The sequence below is a fragment of the Brevundimonas sp. genome (assembly GCF_036659295.1).
GTDB lineage: Bacteria > Pseudomonadota > Alphaproteobacteria > Caulobacterales > Caulobacteraceae > Brevundimonas.
In genome coordinates this window covers 17561-32367 of sequence record NZ_JAVXCU010000026.1, presented here as the reverse complement: position 1 = coordinate 32367, position 14807 = coordinate 17561, and the positions used below count along the sequence as shown (strand labels likewise).

Annotated in this window: 19 protein-coding genes; 11 read left to right on the top strand and 8 right to left on the bottom strand. The window is 61.5% G+C overall.

Features of this window, described 5'->3' with window-relative positions; all coding sequences use genetic code 11:
- Positions 1-208 precede the first annotated feature (208 nt).
- The 3 genes from RSB01_RS06915 (at position 209) to RSB01_RS06905 (ending at position 2411) form a co-directional block, all read left to right on the top strand.
- A complete protein-coding gene (locus RSB01_RS06915; protein ID WP_332590137.1) occupies positions 209-1432 on the top strand; it encodes an MFS transporter in 1224 nt (407 codons plus the stop codon).
- On the top strand, positions 1429-1587 hold the full coding sequence (locus RSB01_RS06910) for a hypothetical protein (RefSeq protein ID WP_332590138.1): 159 nt from the start codon (positions 1429-1431) through the stop codon (positions 1585-1587). The genes RSB01_RS06915 and RSB01_RS06910 overlap by 4 nt, the downstream gene beginning before the upstream one ends.
- Positions 1588-1649: 62 nt before the next feature.
- The gene (locus tag RSB01_RS06905) at positions 1650-2411 is read left to right on the top strand and encodes a hypothetical protein (protein ID WP_332590139.1); all 762 of its coding nucleotides are present in this window, start codon (positions 1650-1652) and stop codon (positions 2409-2411) included.
- 63 nt (positions 2412-2474) lie between these two features.
- Here RSB01_RS06905 and RSB01_RS06900 read toward each other — a convergent pair whose 3' ends face one another.
- A complete protein-coding gene (locus RSB01_RS06900; RefSeq protein WP_332590140.1) occupies positions 2475-3248 on the bottom strand; it encodes a YebC/PmpR family DNA-binding transcriptional regulator in 774 nt (257 codons plus the stop codon).
- Positions 3249-3372: 124 nt separating this feature from the next.
- Here RSB01_RS06900 and RSB01_RS06895 point away from each other — a divergent pair, with 124 nt between their 5' ends.
- Complete coding sequence (locus RSB01_RS06895) at positions 3373-3582, top strand: hypothetical protein (RefSeq protein WP_332590141.1); 210 nt, start codon at positions 3373-3375, stop codon at positions 3580-3582.
- A 59-nt stretch (positions 3583-3641) separates the two neighbouring features.
- Here the strand turns inward: RSB01_RS06895 and RSB01_RS06890 are convergent, their stop codons facing one another.
- Complete coding sequence (locus RSB01_RS06890) at positions 3642-4067, bottom strand: thioesterase family protein (RefSeq protein WP_332590142.1); 426 nt, start codon at positions 4065-4067, stop codon at positions 3642-3644.
- 123 nt (positions 4068-4190) lie between these two features.
- Between RSB01_RS06890 and RSB01_RS06885 the strand changes: the two genes are divergently transcribed.
- Positions 4191-5324, top strand: coding sequence for a zinc-dependent alcohol dehydrogenase family protein (locus tag RSB01_RS06885; protein WP_332590143.1), 1134 nt, complete (start codon positions 4191-4193; stop codon positions 5322-5324).
- Here the strand turns inward: RSB01_RS06885 and RSB01_RS06880 are convergent.
- Positions 5321-6166: a ribokinase gene (locus RSB01_RS06880; protein ID WP_332590144.1), complete on the bottom strand. Its 846-nt coding sequence runs from the start codon at positions 6164-6166 to the stop codon at positions 5321-5323. The two genes, RSB01_RS06885 and RSB01_RS06880, sit on opposite strands and share 4 nt — an antisense overlap.
- Entirely contained in the window at positions 6163-7101 is a 939-nt protein-coding gene (locus RSB01_RS06875; RefSeq protein ID WP_332590145.1) for a nucleoside hydrolase, read from the bottom strand. The genes RSB01_RS06880 and RSB01_RS06875 overlap by 4 nt, the downstream gene beginning before the upstream one ends.
- 351 nt (positions 7102-7452) lie before the next feature.
- Here RSB01_RS06875 and RSB01_RS06870 point away from each other — a divergent pair, with 351 nt between their 5' ends.
- From RSB01_RS06870 to RSB01_RS06860, 3 genes are read left to right on the top strand one after another with little or no spacing between them, the layout of a single operon-like run.
- Entirely contained in the window at positions 7453-8124 is a 672-nt protein-coding gene (locus tag RSB01_RS06870; RefSeq protein ID WP_332590146.1) for a DsbA family oxidoreductase, read from the top strand.
- Positions 8125-8164: 40 nt separating this feature from the next.
- Complete coding sequence (gene ubiA, locus RSB01_RS06865; RefSeq protein WP_332590147.1) at positions 8165-9118, top strand: 4-hydroxybenzoate octaprenyltransferase; 954 nt, start codon at positions 8165-8167, stop codon at positions 9116-9118.
- A gap of 23 nt (positions 9119-9141) precedes the next feature.
- On the top strand, positions 9142-9960 hold the full coding sequence (locus RSB01_RS06860; protein WP_332590148.1) for a DUF3298 domain-containing protein: 819 nt from the start codon (positions 9142-9144) through the stop codon (positions 9958-9960).
- A 6-nt stretch (positions 9961-9966) separates the two neighbouring features.
- Here the strand turns inward: RSB01_RS06860 and RSB01_RS06855 are convergent, their stop codons facing one another.
- The 3 genes from RSB01_RS06855 to RSB01_RS06845 are packed head-to-tail and all read right to left on the bottom strand — an operon-like array spanning position 9967 to position 11506.
- Complete coding sequence (locus RSB01_RS06855) at positions 9967-10887, bottom strand: alpha/beta hydrolase (RefSeq protein WP_332590149.1); 921 nt, start codon at positions 10885-10887, stop codon at positions 9967-9969.
- A 29-nt stretch (positions 10888-10916) separates the two neighbouring features.
- On the bottom strand, positions 10917-11114 hold the full coding sequence (locus RSB01_RS06850) for a helix-turn-helix transcriptional regulator (RefSeq protein ID WP_332590150.1): 198 nt from the start codon (positions 11112-11114) through the stop codon (positions 10917-10919).
- A complete protein-coding gene (locus RSB01_RS06845) occupies positions 11111-11506 on the bottom strand; it encodes a hypothetical protein (protein ID WP_332590151.1) in 396 nt (131 codons plus the stop codon). Before RSB01_RS06845 ends, RSB01_RS06850 begins: the two co-directional genes overlap by 4 nt.
- 139 nt (positions 11507-11645) lie before the next feature.
- Between RSB01_RS06845 and RSB01_RS06840 the strand changes: the two genes are divergently transcribed.
- The 3 genes from RSB01_RS06840 to RSB01_RS06830 all read left to right on the top strand — a co-directional run bounded on the left by RSB01_RS06840 (position 11646) and on the right by RSB01_RS06830 (position 13833).
- Positions 11646-12227 carry a DUF4892 domain-containing protein gene (locus RSB01_RS06840; RefSeq protein WP_332590152.1) on the top strand — a complete coding sequence of 194 codons (582 nt, stop codon included), beginning with the start codon at positions 11646-11648 and terminating at the stop codon, positions 12225-12227.
- Positions 12228-12881: a methyltransferase gene (locus tag RSB01_RS06835; RefSeq protein ID WP_332590153.1), complete on the top strand. Its 654-nt coding sequence runs from the start codon at positions 12228-12230 to the stop codon at positions 12879-12881.
- A gap of 94 nt (positions 12882-12975) precedes the next feature.
- Positions 12976-13833: a neutral zinc metallopeptidase gene (locus RSB01_RS06830; protein WP_332590154.1), complete on the top strand. Its 858-nt coding sequence runs from the start codon at positions 12976-12978 to the stop codon at positions 13831-13833.
- Positions 13834-13836: 3 nt separating this feature from the next.
- Here RSB01_RS06830 and RSB01_RS06825 read toward each other — a convergent pair whose 3' ends face one another.
- Complete coding sequence (locus RSB01_RS06825; RefSeq protein ID WP_332590155.1) at positions 13837-14790, bottom strand: pepsin/retropepsin-like aspartic protease family protein; 954 nt, start codon at positions 14788-14790, stop codon at positions 13837-13839.
- Between the last annotated feature and the right edge of the window lie 17 nt (positions 14791-14807).

The following is a 14807-nucleotide window of genomic DNA, read 5'->3' as shown; positions in this document are numbered from 1 at the left end:
CAGGCCGGGATCGATCCCGACGATTCTGATCATTTCGTTCGCCATCCGTTCACGTCATGCCCCAAAGAAGGTTAGCAGACAATGACCGGAGCGGGCTTTTCACTGCACCATCATGCGAACCATCATCGAACCATAGATTGCGACGGACCACGGTCTGTGTTTTGACAGGAACAGTTCCCGTTGCGGTATAGCCGCAGAAAGCCAGTGCATGTCCGCGTCCCCCCCTGTCCATCTGTCCCGCAGAGTCTGGATTATGATCGCGGCCAGTGCCGCCATCGTCACGCTGGCCATGGGCGCACGCCAGTCATTCGGTTTGTACCTGACCCCGATGACCATGGAACTGGGCATCAATCGCCAGACCTTTGGTCTTGTGCTGGCGCTGCAAAACCTTCTGTTCGGCGCGATCCAGCCCTTTGTCGGAGCCTATGCCGACAAGCATGGTCCCGGCCGTGTGCTGATTATCGGGGCTCTGGTCTATGTGGCCGGCATGGCCCTGACGGCGACCGCGTCGGGCGTATGGGGTCTGGGCATCGGCTTTGGGGCCTTTGTGGGCATGGCCATGTCGGGCGTGACCTTTGTCGTCACCATGGGCGCAGTTGGCAAAATCGTTGCCCCTGAAAAGCGCACGCTGGCCTTTGGCATCATCACCGCGGGTGGATCACTGGGCCAGTTCTTTGTCGTGCCGATGGCGCAGGCACTCATCGACGCCACCGGATGGCGCAACAGCCTGTATATACTGGCCGTGATGCTGACCCTGATTGTCCCGCTGGCCTTTGGCCTGATGGGCAAACGAGGCAGCGCCGCGCCGGCACGCGCCGAGGGTCTGCCGCTCAATCAGGCCTTGAAACAGGCCTTTGCCGACAAGAGCTGGTGGCTGTTGTGCAGCGGCTATTTTGTCTGCGGCTTTCACGTCACCTTTGTCGGCATCCACTTCCCGACCTACATCACCGACCAGGGCCTGCCCAGCTCGACCGGTGCGACGGGTCTGGCTCTGATCGGCCTGTTCAATATTCTGGGATCGTGGATGTGGGGCGCATGGGGTGGCAAACACTCCAAGAAGCACCTGCTGGCTACGCTTTACACCCTGCGCGGTGTAGCGATTATCGTCTTTCTGCTGGTCCCGCTCTCAAGCGCCAGCGCGCTGATGTTTGCCGCCAGCTTCGGTTTCCTGTGGCTGGGGACGGTGCCTTTGACCAACGGGCTTGTGGCCCAGATGTATGGTCTTCGAAACCTGACCGCTTTGACGGGGATCGTCTTCTTTGGCCACCAGATCGGGGCCTTCCTCGGCGCATGGCTGGGCGGGCTCGTTTTTGATGCCACCGGATCTTATAATCTGGTCTGGTATATCAGTATCGCACTGGCCTTTATCGCCGCGGTGGCCAATCTGCCTATCCGCCAAACCCCGCCCCAAGCTGTCGCGCAAACCCAATGAGCGAACAACCGCAAAAGCCCGCCCCGAAACCAGAGCGTCTGGTTCCCGCCCTGTTAGTGGGCGGAGCCATTGTGCTGTCACTGGCCGGTCTGGCCTTGTGGCAGCGTCAGGGACTAGCCATCTGGCTGGAGCAGGCCATCGCTTTTTGCACCTGAGTTTATTTATTTTTTGAAGCGATAATCCTTCGCGTCATTTCCCGCCTATCACGGAGCCGCCTATGCCATCCCGCCACCCCGCAGTGCGCCTGATTTTCGCAATGGCAGCCGCACTGGTTCTGGCGGCCTGTTCTCCCCCAAGCGGTCCTGCAACCCCCGAAGATCCGACAGCAACAGCGCCCGATGCCAGCGCCGCCAAGGAAATGACCCGTTTAAATGACCAGCGCGACGCCTTCCTGGCCCGCTGCCTCAAGAACGCCGTCCCGACCGAGAACGGCGCGCCTGCAAACGCCGACACCTGTGCCGCAGCCTTTTACAAGGCCCAGCAGGGTCTGGACGCCGCGCGTATCCTGATCGCCGCCCATGCCCGTGACGGTGCAGCCTCGGCTACATCTCTGGAACAGTTGAAAACGCGCCTGCCGCAGATCAACTGGACCAACGAACAGGTCGGCGGATCGACGCTGGCCAGTGGTCGCGTAGCCCCCTTCGAAGCGGTGATTACCCAACGCAACAACCAGCAAAATCTGGCCTTTAACTGGTCCGGTCCGGCAGGCGAGGTTCCCGTCAACATCGCCTATGCGCTGCTGATGGAGGGGGCACAGTTAAAACTGTTCGCCTGCAAGGCCGGCTCTGGCGACGAGACCGGACTGGCATGGCATGTCAGCGGCACCGACAGCGCACCGTTCGATCTGGTGACCTTCAGCCGTGTCGGTCCGTCCGGCACCGCGCAGTCATCCTATTCGGCCAGCACGCCCTTGGGCAAAACAACCATGACGCTGGAAAGCCTGCAGGCCACCGATAGCGACTGGGCCGTCTGTGACTAGGGTTCAGGCATAGAAAAAGGGCGTCGCCAAAACAGCGCCGCCCTTTTCCAGCCCCAACTCGAACTAGCCCGCGTACTTGGCCGCGTCCTCGTCCGAGATGTCTTCGTTTGAATACACTTGCTGGACATCATCCTCGGCGTCCAGTGCATCCATCAGCTTAAACAGCGTTCCGACACTGTCACCGGTCAGTTCGATCTCCGACTGTGGCTTCCAGACAATAGCGGTCGACTTCGGATCGCCCAGAACCTTGGACATAGCCTCGGCCACATCGTTCAGATCTTCAAAGGCGGTCCAGATGGTGTGACCCGGTGCATCCTCGTAGATGTCCGGTTTGACCAGATCGCTTTCGACGTCGGTGGCACCGGCTTCGATAGCCGCTTCCATCACGGCATCTTCCGAACCGGCTTCGGCCGGATAGGTGATCTTGCCCACACGGTCCCACATGAAGGTGACCGAGCCGCTTTCGCCCAGCGCGCCGCCATTTTTGGCGAAGGCCGAACGCACGCCCGATGCGGCGCGGTTACGGTTATCGGTCAGAACCTCGACGATGATCTGGACGCCACCTGGGCCACGGCCCTCGTAGCGGATTTCTTCCAGAGCATCGACCTCGCCACCCGAAGCTTTTTTGATGGCGCGTTCGATGTTTTCCTTGGGCATCGACTCCGACTTGGCGTTGTTCACTGCCAGACGTAGTCGCGGGTTCATTGCCGGGTCGGGCATGCCCGCCTTGGCTGCAACCGTGATTTCACGCGATAAACGCGAGAAAAGCTTGGAGCGCACCTTATCGGCGCGTCCCTTGCGGTGCATGATATTTTTGAATTTTGAGTGGCCGGCCATGGTGTCGCTCGCCAAATGTCGAATATGCTAAGGGCCGCCCTTTACCGGATGGCGCATTCTCTGTCACCACAGGGAACTGCCCAATGCGCTACGGATTGTGCGCTAGAGAGTTTGGAGGACAATCATGGTCGCTGTTGACGACACCTATCTGGACGACGCTTACGATGAAGGTTTGCGCGATCCGAACGCCACCGAGATCGTCGAGCGTTATGCCCGCCGCCCTGTGACCGTCTCGACCGCAACGGCCACCGGTTCGGTCATCGGTGCCTTTGCACTGGGCGTTCTGACCACTGTGGGCATTCTGGCCCTGCTGCGCCCGCGCCGCGACTACTAGGCCCTGCCTGAAGTCTGGAAAGACTATCTGTGAAACCTGATCCGGCGCGATTTACCGGATCAGGCTTTCCAGAAAGGCCCCAGGTCGGGCCTGAGCGGTTGCGGTCTGCGATTTTCGCGCCCGACCATCACATGCACAAAAAATCCTTCGGCAACGGCTTGGTCTTCGGCATTGCGAAACAGGCCGACCTCATAGCGCACGCTGCTATTGCCCAGCTTTCCAACCCGCACCCCTGCATGGATCACATCCGGATAGTGGGCGGGCGCGTGATAGCGGCACCCTGATTCGGCCACGACGCCGATCACGTCCGAGCCCGCCACATCCAGCAAACCTGCCTCGATCAGCAACTGGTTCACCGCCGTGTCGATATAGCCGTAATAGGCAACATTATTGATGTGGCCATAGACATCATTGTCGGCCCAGCGCGTCGTCAGGGTGACAAAGCGGCTGTAATCCGCCCGTGTGGCACGCGCATGTGATGACATAAGCCCGACTTCCCTCTTGCCCGATGTCTCTTTTGGCTGACCTTTGGTCTTTGGCCCACAGTGCCGCAGACCGCGACCTGTGACCATGCCCGAGATAGCCGCACAACTGTCCAGAGAGTCGCCATGCCCGTCACCGCCCGCGTCGCCGTTCTGGAGAAAACGGGCCATGCCACGCCCTATGCCGACAGCCAGCCTCTGAAAATCCGCGAGGTCACGCTGGATGATCCTGCGGCGGGCGAGGTTCGAGTGCGGATCAGGGCCGCGGGCCTGTGCCATTCGGACCTATCGGTCATCAATGGCGACCGGCCCCGCCCCCTGCCAATGGCACTGGGTCACGAGGCCGCCGGTATTGTCGAGGCGCTTGGCCCAGACATTGATGATCTACAGGTCGGCGATCATGTGGTGATGGTCTTCATGCCGTCCTGTGGCCATTGCGCCCCTTGCGCCGAGGGACGCCCTGCCCTGTGCGAGCCGGGCGCTGTGGCCAATAGCGAAGGGCGTTTATTGTCAGGCCGCCGTGCCTTTGTCTGCGAGGGCGAGCCGCAACTGAACCACCATCTCGGCTGTTCGGCCTTTGCCACCCATGCGGTTGTCTCGCGCCGTTCGCTGGTCAAGATCGACAAGGATTTGCCGTTTGAACATGCAGCCCTGTTCGGCTGTGCTGTCCTGACCGGCGTAGGCGCTGTGGTGAATACCGCAGGGCTCAAGGCAGGTCAGTCGGCGGTCGTGATCGGCCTTGGCGGCGTCGGTCTGGCCGCAGTTCTGGGCGCGCTGGCAGCGGGGGCCAGCCCTGTGGTGGCGGTCGATCTCAACCCCGACAAGCTGGCACTGGCGGCCACTCTGGGCGCGGTTCACACCGTTAATGCTGCCGATCCCGATGCTGTCGAGCAGGTGCGCGCCCTTACGCGTGGCGGGGCCGATTTTGCATTCGAGATGGCCGGTTCGGCCCGCGCGCTGGAGGCCGCATGGAAGATGACACGGCGCGGCGGTACCACGGTCACGGCGGGGCTGCCGCCGCCCGATGCCGTCTTGCCGGTCAATATTGTCAGTCTGGTCGCCGAGGAGCGCACGCTAAAGGGGGCCTATATCGGCACCTGCGTGCCCAGCCGCGACATCCCCCGCTATATCGGCCTGTTCAAAGACGGTCGCCTGCCCGTTGACCGCCTGTTGTCAGGCACACTGACGCTGGAACAGATCAACGGGGCGTTCGATGCTCTGGCGGACGGTATGGCCGTGCGCCAGATTGTGCATCTTTAGGCGTTCAACAGGTCCTCGACCTCTTCGCGGTCAGCCAGAGACGATTGCGCCCCTGCCCGCGTACAGGCCACTGCGCCCGCTGCACAGGCAAATTCCAGCGCATCCTGCGGGTCCATACCTTCCAGCAGGGCTACTGTAATGGCGCCGACAAAGGCATCGCCCGCCCCCACAGCATCCACCGCCCTGATGTGTGGTGGCGTGGCCCACGCCATTTGCACGCCGCGCAAATACATGGACGCGCCGCGTGCGCCCTTGGTCACCACCACACGCCCGCCGCCGTGGTGCAGGGCATCGCCATAAAACGCCGCCTCGGTCTCGTTGACCACAATCAGGTCGGCACGGCGCAACATGGCATCCGATACCGGTGCCGCAGGGGCCAGATTGACACAGACAAACTCAGTTGCGCGCCCGACCGCCGCCTCGACAGTTTCGATCGGCAGTTCCAACTGCACGATCAGCGGCGTCTCGATACGGGCCGGAAGCTGTTCGGGCATGACATTATGGTTGGCACCGGCGGCCACCGTGATCTGGTTCTCGCCATCGGCATCGACCGAAATCAGGGCCACACCCGTCGGGGCATCGGCATCGGTGACCACACCGCCCAGATCAACGCCATAGGTGTCCAGCAAGGCTGTTGCCGGAAGCGCCATCTCGTCATCGCCGACACGGCCGATCATGCAGACATCTGCGCCCAGCTTGCGCGCTGCCAGAGCCTGATTGGCCCCCTTGCCGCCCGGATGGCGGGCCAGTGTGGCCCCTGTCACCGTCTCACCCGCTCGCGGCAGGCTGGCACAGGTCGCCACATAGTCGAGATTGATCGACCCTACGACAGTGATCCTCATGTTTTTGCTCCCGCAAGGGTTTCGCCAATCAGATCGAATATACCTTCGGCATCGGCTTTCACGGCCCACAGATGACGGGCCTCCAGCACGTCACCGCGCATCTCTACCGCCGTATGGCCGCGCGTCAGATCACTTTGCGCCTCGATACGGATCTCGGCAGGACGCAGACGGAACAGTTCGGGGGCCATCACATAGGCGACCGTACACGGATCATGCAACGGTGCCGCATCCCACCCGACAATCGTCCGCTCTATGCGTTGCGAGAAGCGCAGCATGGAGGCCACGGCGTCAGACGAGGCATTGCCGATCGCCTCGATGGTGCGGATACGCTCTTCGGTGGCGCGCACCTGATGGGTGGCGTCCAGTCCGATCAGCACCACCGGCACAGGGCTGTGCATCACTTCGTGCGCCGCGTCGGGATCGGCCCAGATATTGAACTCGGCACTGGCAGTAATATTGCCACCCTCGCTGCGGGCACCGCCCATCGCCACCACCTGCCGCAAATGATCGGCCAGCGACTGCTCACGACGCAGGGCCAGCGCCAGATTGGTCATCGGACCCATCACCACCAGATCAACCGTACCCGCCGGACGTTCCATCACCAGACGGACAATAGCATCGGCAGCATGTTCGGCCTCGACGCCCTTGGCGGTGTCGAACGGGGCCATATCGCCCAGCCCTTCCTCGCCATGGAACTCGCCCGCCCCCGCAGGCTCGCGCACCAGCGGACGATCGGCACCGGCAAACACCGGCACATGCTCGCAGGCAGCAATCTGGCGCAGGATACAGGCGTTTCTGGCCGTGCGGCTGGCAGGGACATTTCCCCCTACCGTGGTCACCGCCAACAGGTCGATATTCGAGGCCGCAAAGGCCATCAACAGTCCGGTGGCGTCATCCACCCCCGGGTCGCAATCAATGATCAGGGTCGTATTCACTCCCCTTCACTGGCCTGTACAACCCCACATGGCAACCCGTTCCAGAACAGCTTTTGGGGACATCTAAAATCGGGGTTTGAAAAAACACATATTTCAATGCAACCCCAAGGAACCTTCCCGAAGAACGCCAGTTTACAAGACAGAACCCACCGGATTTTCCCCCACCCCCCAATCCGGTAGGTTCCTGCGGCCCGGTCAACACGCCCCCCGACTGAGAAACCGGGCCGCCCCCTCTTTCCCCCATTCAAATCTGTTTCGCGTGATGCGAACTTTGTTCGTCGCAGACCCTTGCGCAGGCCAGGCGGGCGTCCATATGGTTTGCAACATCATCTGTTTCAGAAGACGCACGCCATGACCGACAAAGCCCCCCTGAAGATCGACTTTGTGTCCGATGTCATGTGCCCGTGGTGCGTGATCGGTTTTGGCAGCCTCAATCAGGCGCTGGACAAGCTGAAGGCCGAAGGGATTTCAGCCGACATCACCTGTCAGCCTTTCCAACTGAACCCGCAAATTGCCCTCGAGGGCGAAAACCTCGGCGAGCATATCCAGCGCAAATACGGCTCTACGCCCGAACAATCGGCGGCCAACCGCGCCATGATCCGTGATCGCGCCGCAGAGGTCGGCTTTGACATGCAGATGTCCGAGAAGAGCCGTATCTGGAATACGTTCGACGCCCACCGCCTGCTGCACTGGGCGCACGAGGTCGCACCTGACCGCCAGCAGGCGCTGAAAATGGCGCTGTTCGAAGCCCATTTTACCGATGGCCGTAATATCTCCGACGCCGGTATCCTGACCGAGGTGGCCCAAAGCGCTGGTTTCGACCGTGCCGAAGCCGCCGAGATCTTGGCCTCCAGCCGCTATGTGACCGAGGTGCGCTCTGCCGAACAGTTGTGGCAGTCGCGCGGTATCACCTCGGTTCCCGCCGTGGTCATCAACGACCAGTATCTGATCTCGGGCGGACAACCGGCTGCGGTGTTCGAAAATGCCCTGCGCCAGATCAGCGGCGAAATCGCCCAAGCTTGAGCATCTGGCCCCTTCGGGCGCGAGTGTTTAAAGACAGGGCATGACCACTGCCCCCCTGCCCGATGCCACCCATGACAACTGGGTTGACCGCTATGCCCCGCAAAAGCTGAAGCCTTGGCTGAAGCTGGGGCGCTTCGACCGCCCGATCGGCACATGGCTTTTGCTGTTGCCGGGCTGGCAGGGGATCATGCTGGCCCTGCTGGAAACAGGACGCGGCTTTGGCTGGTACGAGACATGGCTGATTTTCGGCTTTGCCCTCGGTGCCGCCCTGATGCGCGGTGCAGGCTGTGCCGTGAACGACATTGTCGACCGCGATTTTGATGCACAGGTCGCCCGCACCGCCAGCCGCCCTATTCCATCTGGCCAGATCAGCCCCAAACAGGCCGCCGCCTTTGTGATCGGCATCTGTCTGGTCAGCCTGTCTATTCTGCTGACCATGAACCTGATGGCGGTTCTGCTGGGCTTCCTCAGCCTGTTTCTGGTCGCTGCCTATCCGTTTATGAAGCGCATCACATGGTGGCCGCAGGCGTGGCTGGGCCTGACCTTTAACTGGGGTGCTGTGCTGGGCTTTGCGGGGGCCAGTGTGGCCGCGCCGCTGGCCATGACCGGTTTTGTCAGCCCCGCGGCGCTGGTGCTTTATGCCGGTGGCCTGTTCTGGACGCTGGGCTATGACACCATCTACGCGCTTCAGGACATCGAGGACGATGTCATGGCGGGGGTAAAATCCTCTGCCCGCCGTCTGGGCTCCAAGGTGCGCGAGGGCGTGGCTATTTTCTATGTGCTGGCCTTTGTGCTGGCCGGTGTCGCCGGATGGCTGGCCAAGGCCGGTCCCTTGTTCTGGGTTTTCCTCGGCTTTTACGGCCTGCACTTTGTCTGGCAGATCACCAGACTGCGCGTCGATAATCCGGCACTGGCCCTCAAACTTTTCAAATCCAATCGCGAGGCCGGATTGATCCTTCTGGCTGCTATAGCGTTAAGCCAGATCAGTTTCTGATTCTCTTTCGGGTGGACGACCACATGAAAATCACGCGCACTTTCCGCTACATGCTCGTATGCAGCTCCATTGCCCTCAGCGTAGCCGCCTGTGATCGCGGCCAGAAGGGCAATGAGACGGAAAAGCCCGCCGCCTCGGCCGAGGCCGACGGGCCGTTGAAATATGAATCCGTCACGCCTTATGCCAAGGTCAGCCTGACCCTGCCCGAGGCCATCAAGGGCTATCCTGATCTCTACAAGCAGCTTTACGATGCAGAAGTCGGCAAGCTGAAAGACTATTCCGAAGGGGCGCAATCAGACCGTAGCGAGTTCGGCAGCGCCGACCTGCCGCCCTATGAGAAGACCATCCTCTACAGCCAGCCCGTCGAGACGGGCCGTCTGTTCAGCATGATGCGTTCGGACTTCGACTATTCGGGCGGTGCCCACTCCAATACGGTGGCCACCGGTCTTCTGTGGGACCGCACCACCAATAAACAGGTTGCCGCTGCCGATTTGTTCGCCGCCGATGCTGACAAGGCTTTGCTGGGCCGCACCCTGTGCGATGCCGTCAACGCCGCCAAGAAGGGCCGTCAGGGCTCGGTGCCGCTACAGGCCACCGGCATGTGGACCTGCCCCGATGTCAGCAAGGTAGCCGTGATGCTGGCCCCGTCCGACACGGCGGGCAAGTCCTCGGGCATTACCTTCCTGCTCAATGCCTATGATGTCGGCCCCTATGTCGAGGGTCCCTATTATCTGACCATACCGTTCGAGGCTCTGGGCAAGGCCATCAACCCGACCTATGCCGCCGAGTTCGCGGGCACAGGTCCCAAGGGCGACGTCACCCAGACCCTGCGCCCGCAATAAGCGCGCCTAGTCTGCCGACAAAAAATCATCGATCAGGGCGTTCAGACGATCCGGTTGGTCATACATGATGAAGTGGCGGCTGTTCTCGACAGCCGCCATTTTCACGTCTGGCAGGGCTGCATATTCGCGCGTCCACACGGCCGGAGCCATGGCCCCCTGACCGCCCGAATGGTCCACGGCATAGACCGCCCAGAACGGCACCGTCACCTTGCCCAGATCGGCGCGGGCATCGGCCACCATCAGCTCGGCAATCGCAGTGGCGCGGGCCTGCGGATCGGAGTTGAGCGAATCCTCGACGATGGCGGAGCGTTTGGCCTCGGTCAGCGTCATGCCCACCGCCGTTTGCGCCTGCTGGGCGCGGAACATGTCCGGCGATACGGCCAACAACATGGCCTTCATCTGGCTGGCCATCGGGGCCAAATTTTCCGCTGTCGCCTGTGGTCCCATCAGCACGCCAAAGAAGGGCAGGCTGTCGACACTCATGACCTTGGACAACAGATCGGGGTGCTGCTGGGCCAACCTCAGCCCCGCAAAGCCGCCCATCGAGTGACCGATCAGGGCCGGTTTATCCAGAGTGCCGGCATAGCGGGCCAACTCGTCCAGCGCCGGTGCCAGGAACGGCCCGTCACCATGGCTCCACGGCTGACCGGCAAAGCCCGAAAACTGCACCAGATGCACACGGTGTGTGGCCGATAAACGCTGGGCTGCCTCGCGCCAGACCTCGCGCGACGACGTATAGCCGGGCACAAAAATCACATCCGGCCCCTGCCCGATCACCTCGACCGACAGCCGGTCCGAGGCAAAGGGCGCATCCTGTGCCACGGGCACCGCCAAAACAGGGGTGCCGATCCCCACCGCAGCAACGGACAAAGTAAGGGCGGAGATAAAACGCAACGCAAACTGTCGAACCGATCGAGCGGGCTTCATGGCCGTCTCCTGAAAAGAATGGGCGTTATTCAGATGTGCGGATTGTCGAAGACCTCTTCGACGGGGCGGGCGAACAGGGCGGCGATGCGATAGGCCAGATCCAGCGAAGGATCGTGCTTGTCGCTTTCAATCGCGATAACCGCCTGTCTCGAGACACCCAGTTGCTGGCCCAGTTGTTCCTGCGTCCAGCCACGTTCCGTCCGCAGCAATTTCAGCCGGTTCTTCATTTACTGTCCCTGATAAACAGGCTGGAAACCCCCAGCAGGAACCACATCAGACAGTATCCCCACCACGCGGCCAGATGCGGCACACCGGCAAAGGTTTCGAGAAAGCCCCAGACCGTCATGATGCCAAAGGTTGCCAGACAGGACACAATCAGGCGTTTGGCCAGCAGCGTCCGCACGAACTCGTCGGCATCACGCAGATACCGCAGCGTCACCCATAACTGGCCAATGATCGCCACCCCCGGCAAGGTCGCGAGCAGATACAGCAGCGGCCCCGAAACCATCTGGCGATCTGTCAGATAGACAGCCGCCATCAGGGTCACCACATAACCGGCCATAGCGATGAAGGTGCCGCGACGATAGCGGGCATCGGGTAAAATCTCGACCATACTCATGGCTGTTCCTCCTGCAATGTAAGGAAAACCTGACACCCACAACATGTAATGTCAACCTTACAAAATGTCATGACCATATTACATATTTAAGCCTTTGATCCCGCTTGCGATTACGCCAATCCATGGCAATGTGCCGCGCATGAAATCGCGCCGCCTTGCCTGTCTGTCCCTGATTTTTGCCGCCGGTCTTGCCGCCCCCGCCCCTCTATTGGCGGCGGCTGCGTCACCCTATGATCCCGACATTGCCGGATCACGCGATGTCAGGGATTTGCCGCGTTTCGCAAATGCCCGCATCCGCGCCTATCAGTCGCGCGATAATGCCGAGATTATCGTCCCTGTTGCCGCCCTCAACACCCGCTCGGACGAAGCGGCAAACATCATAAAATTGCAGGGGGCCATCACCCATAGCGACTATGTGATCCGCCCGCTGGTTCCGGCTGCCGATGTCGATCGCCATTACGAAAACCTCCTTCGCAATGCGGGCTATGAAACCGTGTTTCGCTGCGCCGGTATCTCGGCCTGCGGATCACGCATGGGCTCGCTGATCCTCAATGACGGCAATGTCGCGCCCGCCGGTTTTGCCGATGGCGTATTCAACGACCAGATGCGGGTGCGTGTGGCACGAAAAGGGGCCACATGGGTGCTGCTGCATGTGATACAGGGGCCGGATCGCGCTCTGGTCTATCAGGCTGTCATCGAGGGCGCGCGAGAGTTGGAATAAGTGCCGCGCATCGACGATCCCGAGGCTTTCATCCTCGACAATACCCGCCTTCAGCCAGTGTCGCACACGCCGGAAATCTCGCTGTATCTGGCAGACGAGATCACCCCCATCTGGCGTCTGACCGAAGAAGAACTGGGTGAAATGGGCCTGCCACCGCCCTTCTGGGCCTTTGCGTGGGCGGGTGGTCAGGCTCTGGCCCGCTGGCTGTTGGACAATCCGCACGAATGCGCAGGCAAGTCGGTTGTCGATCTGGCCACCGGCTCGGGCCTGGTCGGCATCGCCGCCGCGCTGCGAGGCGCCAGCAGCGTGCTAGCGGCCGATATCGATCCTTTCTGCGAGGCGGCGGTCAGGGTGAATGCCCGCGCCAATGCTGTGACGCTCGATTTCACCGATACCAACCTGCTGGACAGCCCGCCGCCACAGGCGGACCTGATCTGTGCGGGCGATGTCTTTTATGATCGCGACATGGCTATGTCTGTGCTGCGCTGGCTGAAGGCGGCACGCGCTAATGGCACGCGGGTTCTGGTCGGCGATCCGGGTCGCAACCATTTCCCCAAATCGGGCCTGACCTTCCTTGCCGAATACACGGTGCCGACCACGCGCGAACTGGAAGACAACGAGGTCAAACGCTCGCGGGTCTGGGCGCTAGATTAAGGCCACGCTTACGTCCGTTTACAGCTCGTCTCTTTTGGCTTCGGGCGTAATGTGGAATAGTCCGGATCGCTGAACAAACCAGAGGGCTCGGCTGATGAAGTGGCAAGGTGGACGTCGCGGTGGCGGCATCGAAGATCGTCGCGGCATGGGCGGCGGTGCCGCAGCGGGCGGCGTCGGTATCGGCGGTCTGGTGATCGCGGGCATTCTCTATTTTGTCTTCGGTGTTGATCCCCAAACCAGCCAGCAGATTGCCGGCCAGCTCGGCGGACAACTGGGCAATGCGGGCCAGACCGAAGGTCGCCCCGGCACCCCTGCCGACGATGCCGGCCTGTTCGTCGATGTGATCGGGGCCAATATCAACGACGTCTGGACCCAGAAACTTCAGGGCTACACCCCGCCCGTAACCGTGCTTTACGAACAAGGCACCCAGACCGCCTGTGGCATGGGTCAGTCGGCTATGGGGCCGTTCTATTGTCCCGCCGACCAGAAGGTCTATCTGGATCTCGGCTTCTGGCGCGACCTGCAAAACCTTGGTGGTTCCGGTGCCGATTTCGCCAAGGCCTATGTGATTGCCCATGAATATGGCCACCACATCCAGCGCCTGACCGGTGCCACCGATCAGGTCCAGCGCGCCCAGCAAAACGCCCGCAGCCGCGCCGACGGCAACCGCTATTCGGTTGCGCTTGAACTACAGGCCGACTGCTATGCCGGTGTCTGGGCGCATAATGCCGCCCTCGTTTCCGATGGCGAGGTGACCGTCACCGATACCGACCTGATGGAAGGCATGAAGACCGCCGCCGCCATTGGTGACGATGCCCTGCAAAGCCGTGGCGGTGGCCGCGTCTCGCCTGAAAGCTTTACCCACGGTTCGTCCGAACAGCGCATGCAGTGGCTGCAACGCGGCTATCAGACGGGCGATCCCAATACCTGCAACACCTTTGCGGGCCTGTAGGCTCTAGCTGATCGTCAGGTCCAGTTGGCCTTCGACAAACAGGGCCATCCGCCCCAGATCAAGCGCCAGTTTGCGCCCTCTGAACGCCCCGATGCCCAACAAGGCGTCGGGGTAGTTGGGCAAGGGTGAATCACCAAATACGGCCACCCGTTCATTGCGGCGCATCTCGTCACCAAAGGTCAGGGTCGAAACCTCGACCCAGCGGGCCTTGGCCACCCCGCCCAGAACCAGACTTTGACCAGCCTCCTCGGCGCGACCATCCAGAATACCGGCCTCGCGTGCGGTCGCTTCGCTTAGCGACAACAGCGATGATGCCCCTGTATCCAGCACCGCCGATACCACAGCCCCCTCGACACTGACCTCGACACCCAAAGCGTCGCCCACAGGCTTGGTGGCGACAACGCGCATATCCAGATCGGCCTGCCAGTTTTGCGGGTCCAGAAAACGCACACGACGGCGCGGCAAGTCCAGCTCAACCACCGCCTCGCGCAACAGGTCGCGCCCGATAATCAGTTCCACACCCGGCCCGTCTGCATCGCGGGCCAGAGGACCAAGGTCCAGAATGGCCGTGCGCAGAGACGGCACCGTCACACCGTCCATATCCAGTGACAGGGTGGTGCCGCGCCCGACCTGTGCCTGCCCCCCCACGCCATAGGCGATCATGGGCATGTCGAAGGTCTTGCCGATATGGCCCGCCTGCGTCAGACGCTCGGCCAGTGCCTTGTCGATCACCGAATATTGCGCCCCGCTGTCGATCAGGGCCAGCACCGGCTGACCCAACACCCTCAGGCGGATCACCGGCAGGGAGGCGGCCGGTTGTTCCAGCGCAATCCAGGGGCTTTGCGCCTCGAATACCAACTGGGGTTTGCGCCACAGGACATTGTCCTTCAGCCACAAACCACCAGCAATAACCGCCGCCAGACCGGCAGCATTCAAAAGAAACGAGCGACGACGCATCCGCCACACATGAACGT

Excerpts from the sequence above, each read along its gene's own strand:
- RSB01_RS06915 (WP_332590137.1), top strand. The coding sequence starts at position 209 with ATGTCCGCGTCCCCCCCTGTCCATCTGTCCCGCAGAGTCTGGATTATG.
- RSB01_RS06910 (WP_332590138.1), top strand. The coding sequence starts at position 1,429 with ATGAGCGAACAACCGCAAAAGCCCGCCCCGAAACCAGAGCGTCTGGTT.
- RSB01_RS06905 (WP_332590139.1), top strand. The coding sequence starts at position 1,650 with ATGCCATCCCGCCACCCCGCAGTGCGCCTGATTTTCGCAATGGCAGCC.
- RSB01_RS06900 (WP_332590140.1), bottom strand. The coding sequence starts at position 3,248 with ATGGCCGGCCACTCAAAATTCAAAAATATCATGCACCGCAAGGGACGC.
- RSB01_RS06895 (WP_332590141.1), top strand. The coding sequence starts at position 3,373 with ATGGTCGCTGTTGACGACACCTATCTGGACGACGCTTACGATGAAGGT.
- RSB01_RS06890 (WP_332590142.1), bottom strand. The coding sequence starts at position 4,067 with ATGTCATCACATGCGCGTGCCACACGGGCGGATTACAGCCGCTTTGTC.
- RSB01_RS06885 (WP_332590143.1), top strand. The coding sequence starts at position 4,191 with ATGCCCGTCACCGCCCGCGTCGCCGTTCTGGAGAAAACGGGCCATGCC.
- RSB01_RS06880 (WP_332590144.1), bottom strand. The coding sequence starts at position 6,166 with ATGAGGATCACTGTCGTAGGGTCGATCAATCTCGACTATGTGGCGACC.
- RSB01_RS06870 (WP_332590146.1), top strand. The coding sequence starts at position 7,453 with ATGACCGACAAAGCCCCCCTGAAGATCGACTTTGTGTCCGATGTCATG.
- ubiA (WP_332590147.1), top strand. The coding sequence starts at position 8,165 with ATGACCACTGCCCCCCTGCCCGATGCCACCCATGACAACTGGGTTGAC.
- RSB01_RS06860 (WP_332590148.1), top strand. The coding sequence starts at position 9,142 with ATGAAAATCACGCGCACTTTCCGCTACATGCTCGTATGCAGCTCCATT.
- RSB01_RS06855 (WP_332590149.1), bottom strand. The coding sequence starts at position 10,887 with ATGAAGCCCGCTCGATCGGTTCGACAGTTTGCGTTGCGTTTTATCTCC.
- RSB01_RS06850 (WP_332590150.1), bottom strand. The coding sequence starts at position 11,114 with ATGAAGAACCGGCTGAAATTGCTGCGGACGGAACGTGGCTGGACGCAG.
- RSB01_RS06845 (WP_332590151.1), bottom strand. The coding sequence starts at position 11,506 with ATGAGTATGGTCGAGATTTTACCCGATGCCCGCTATCGTCGCGGCACC.
- RSB01_RS06840 (WP_332590152.1), top strand. The coding sequence starts at position 11,646 with ATGAAATCGCGCCGCCTTGCCTGTCTGTCCCTGATTTTTGCCGCCGGT.
- RSB01_RS06830 (WP_332590154.1), top strand. The coding sequence starts at position 12,976 with ATGAAGTGGCAAGGTGGACGTCGCGGTGGCGGCATCGAAGATCGTCGC.
- RSB01_RS06825 (WP_332590155.1), bottom strand. The coding sequence starts at position 14,790 with ATGCGTCGTCGCTCGTTTCTTTTGAATGCTGCCGGTCTGGCGGCGGTT.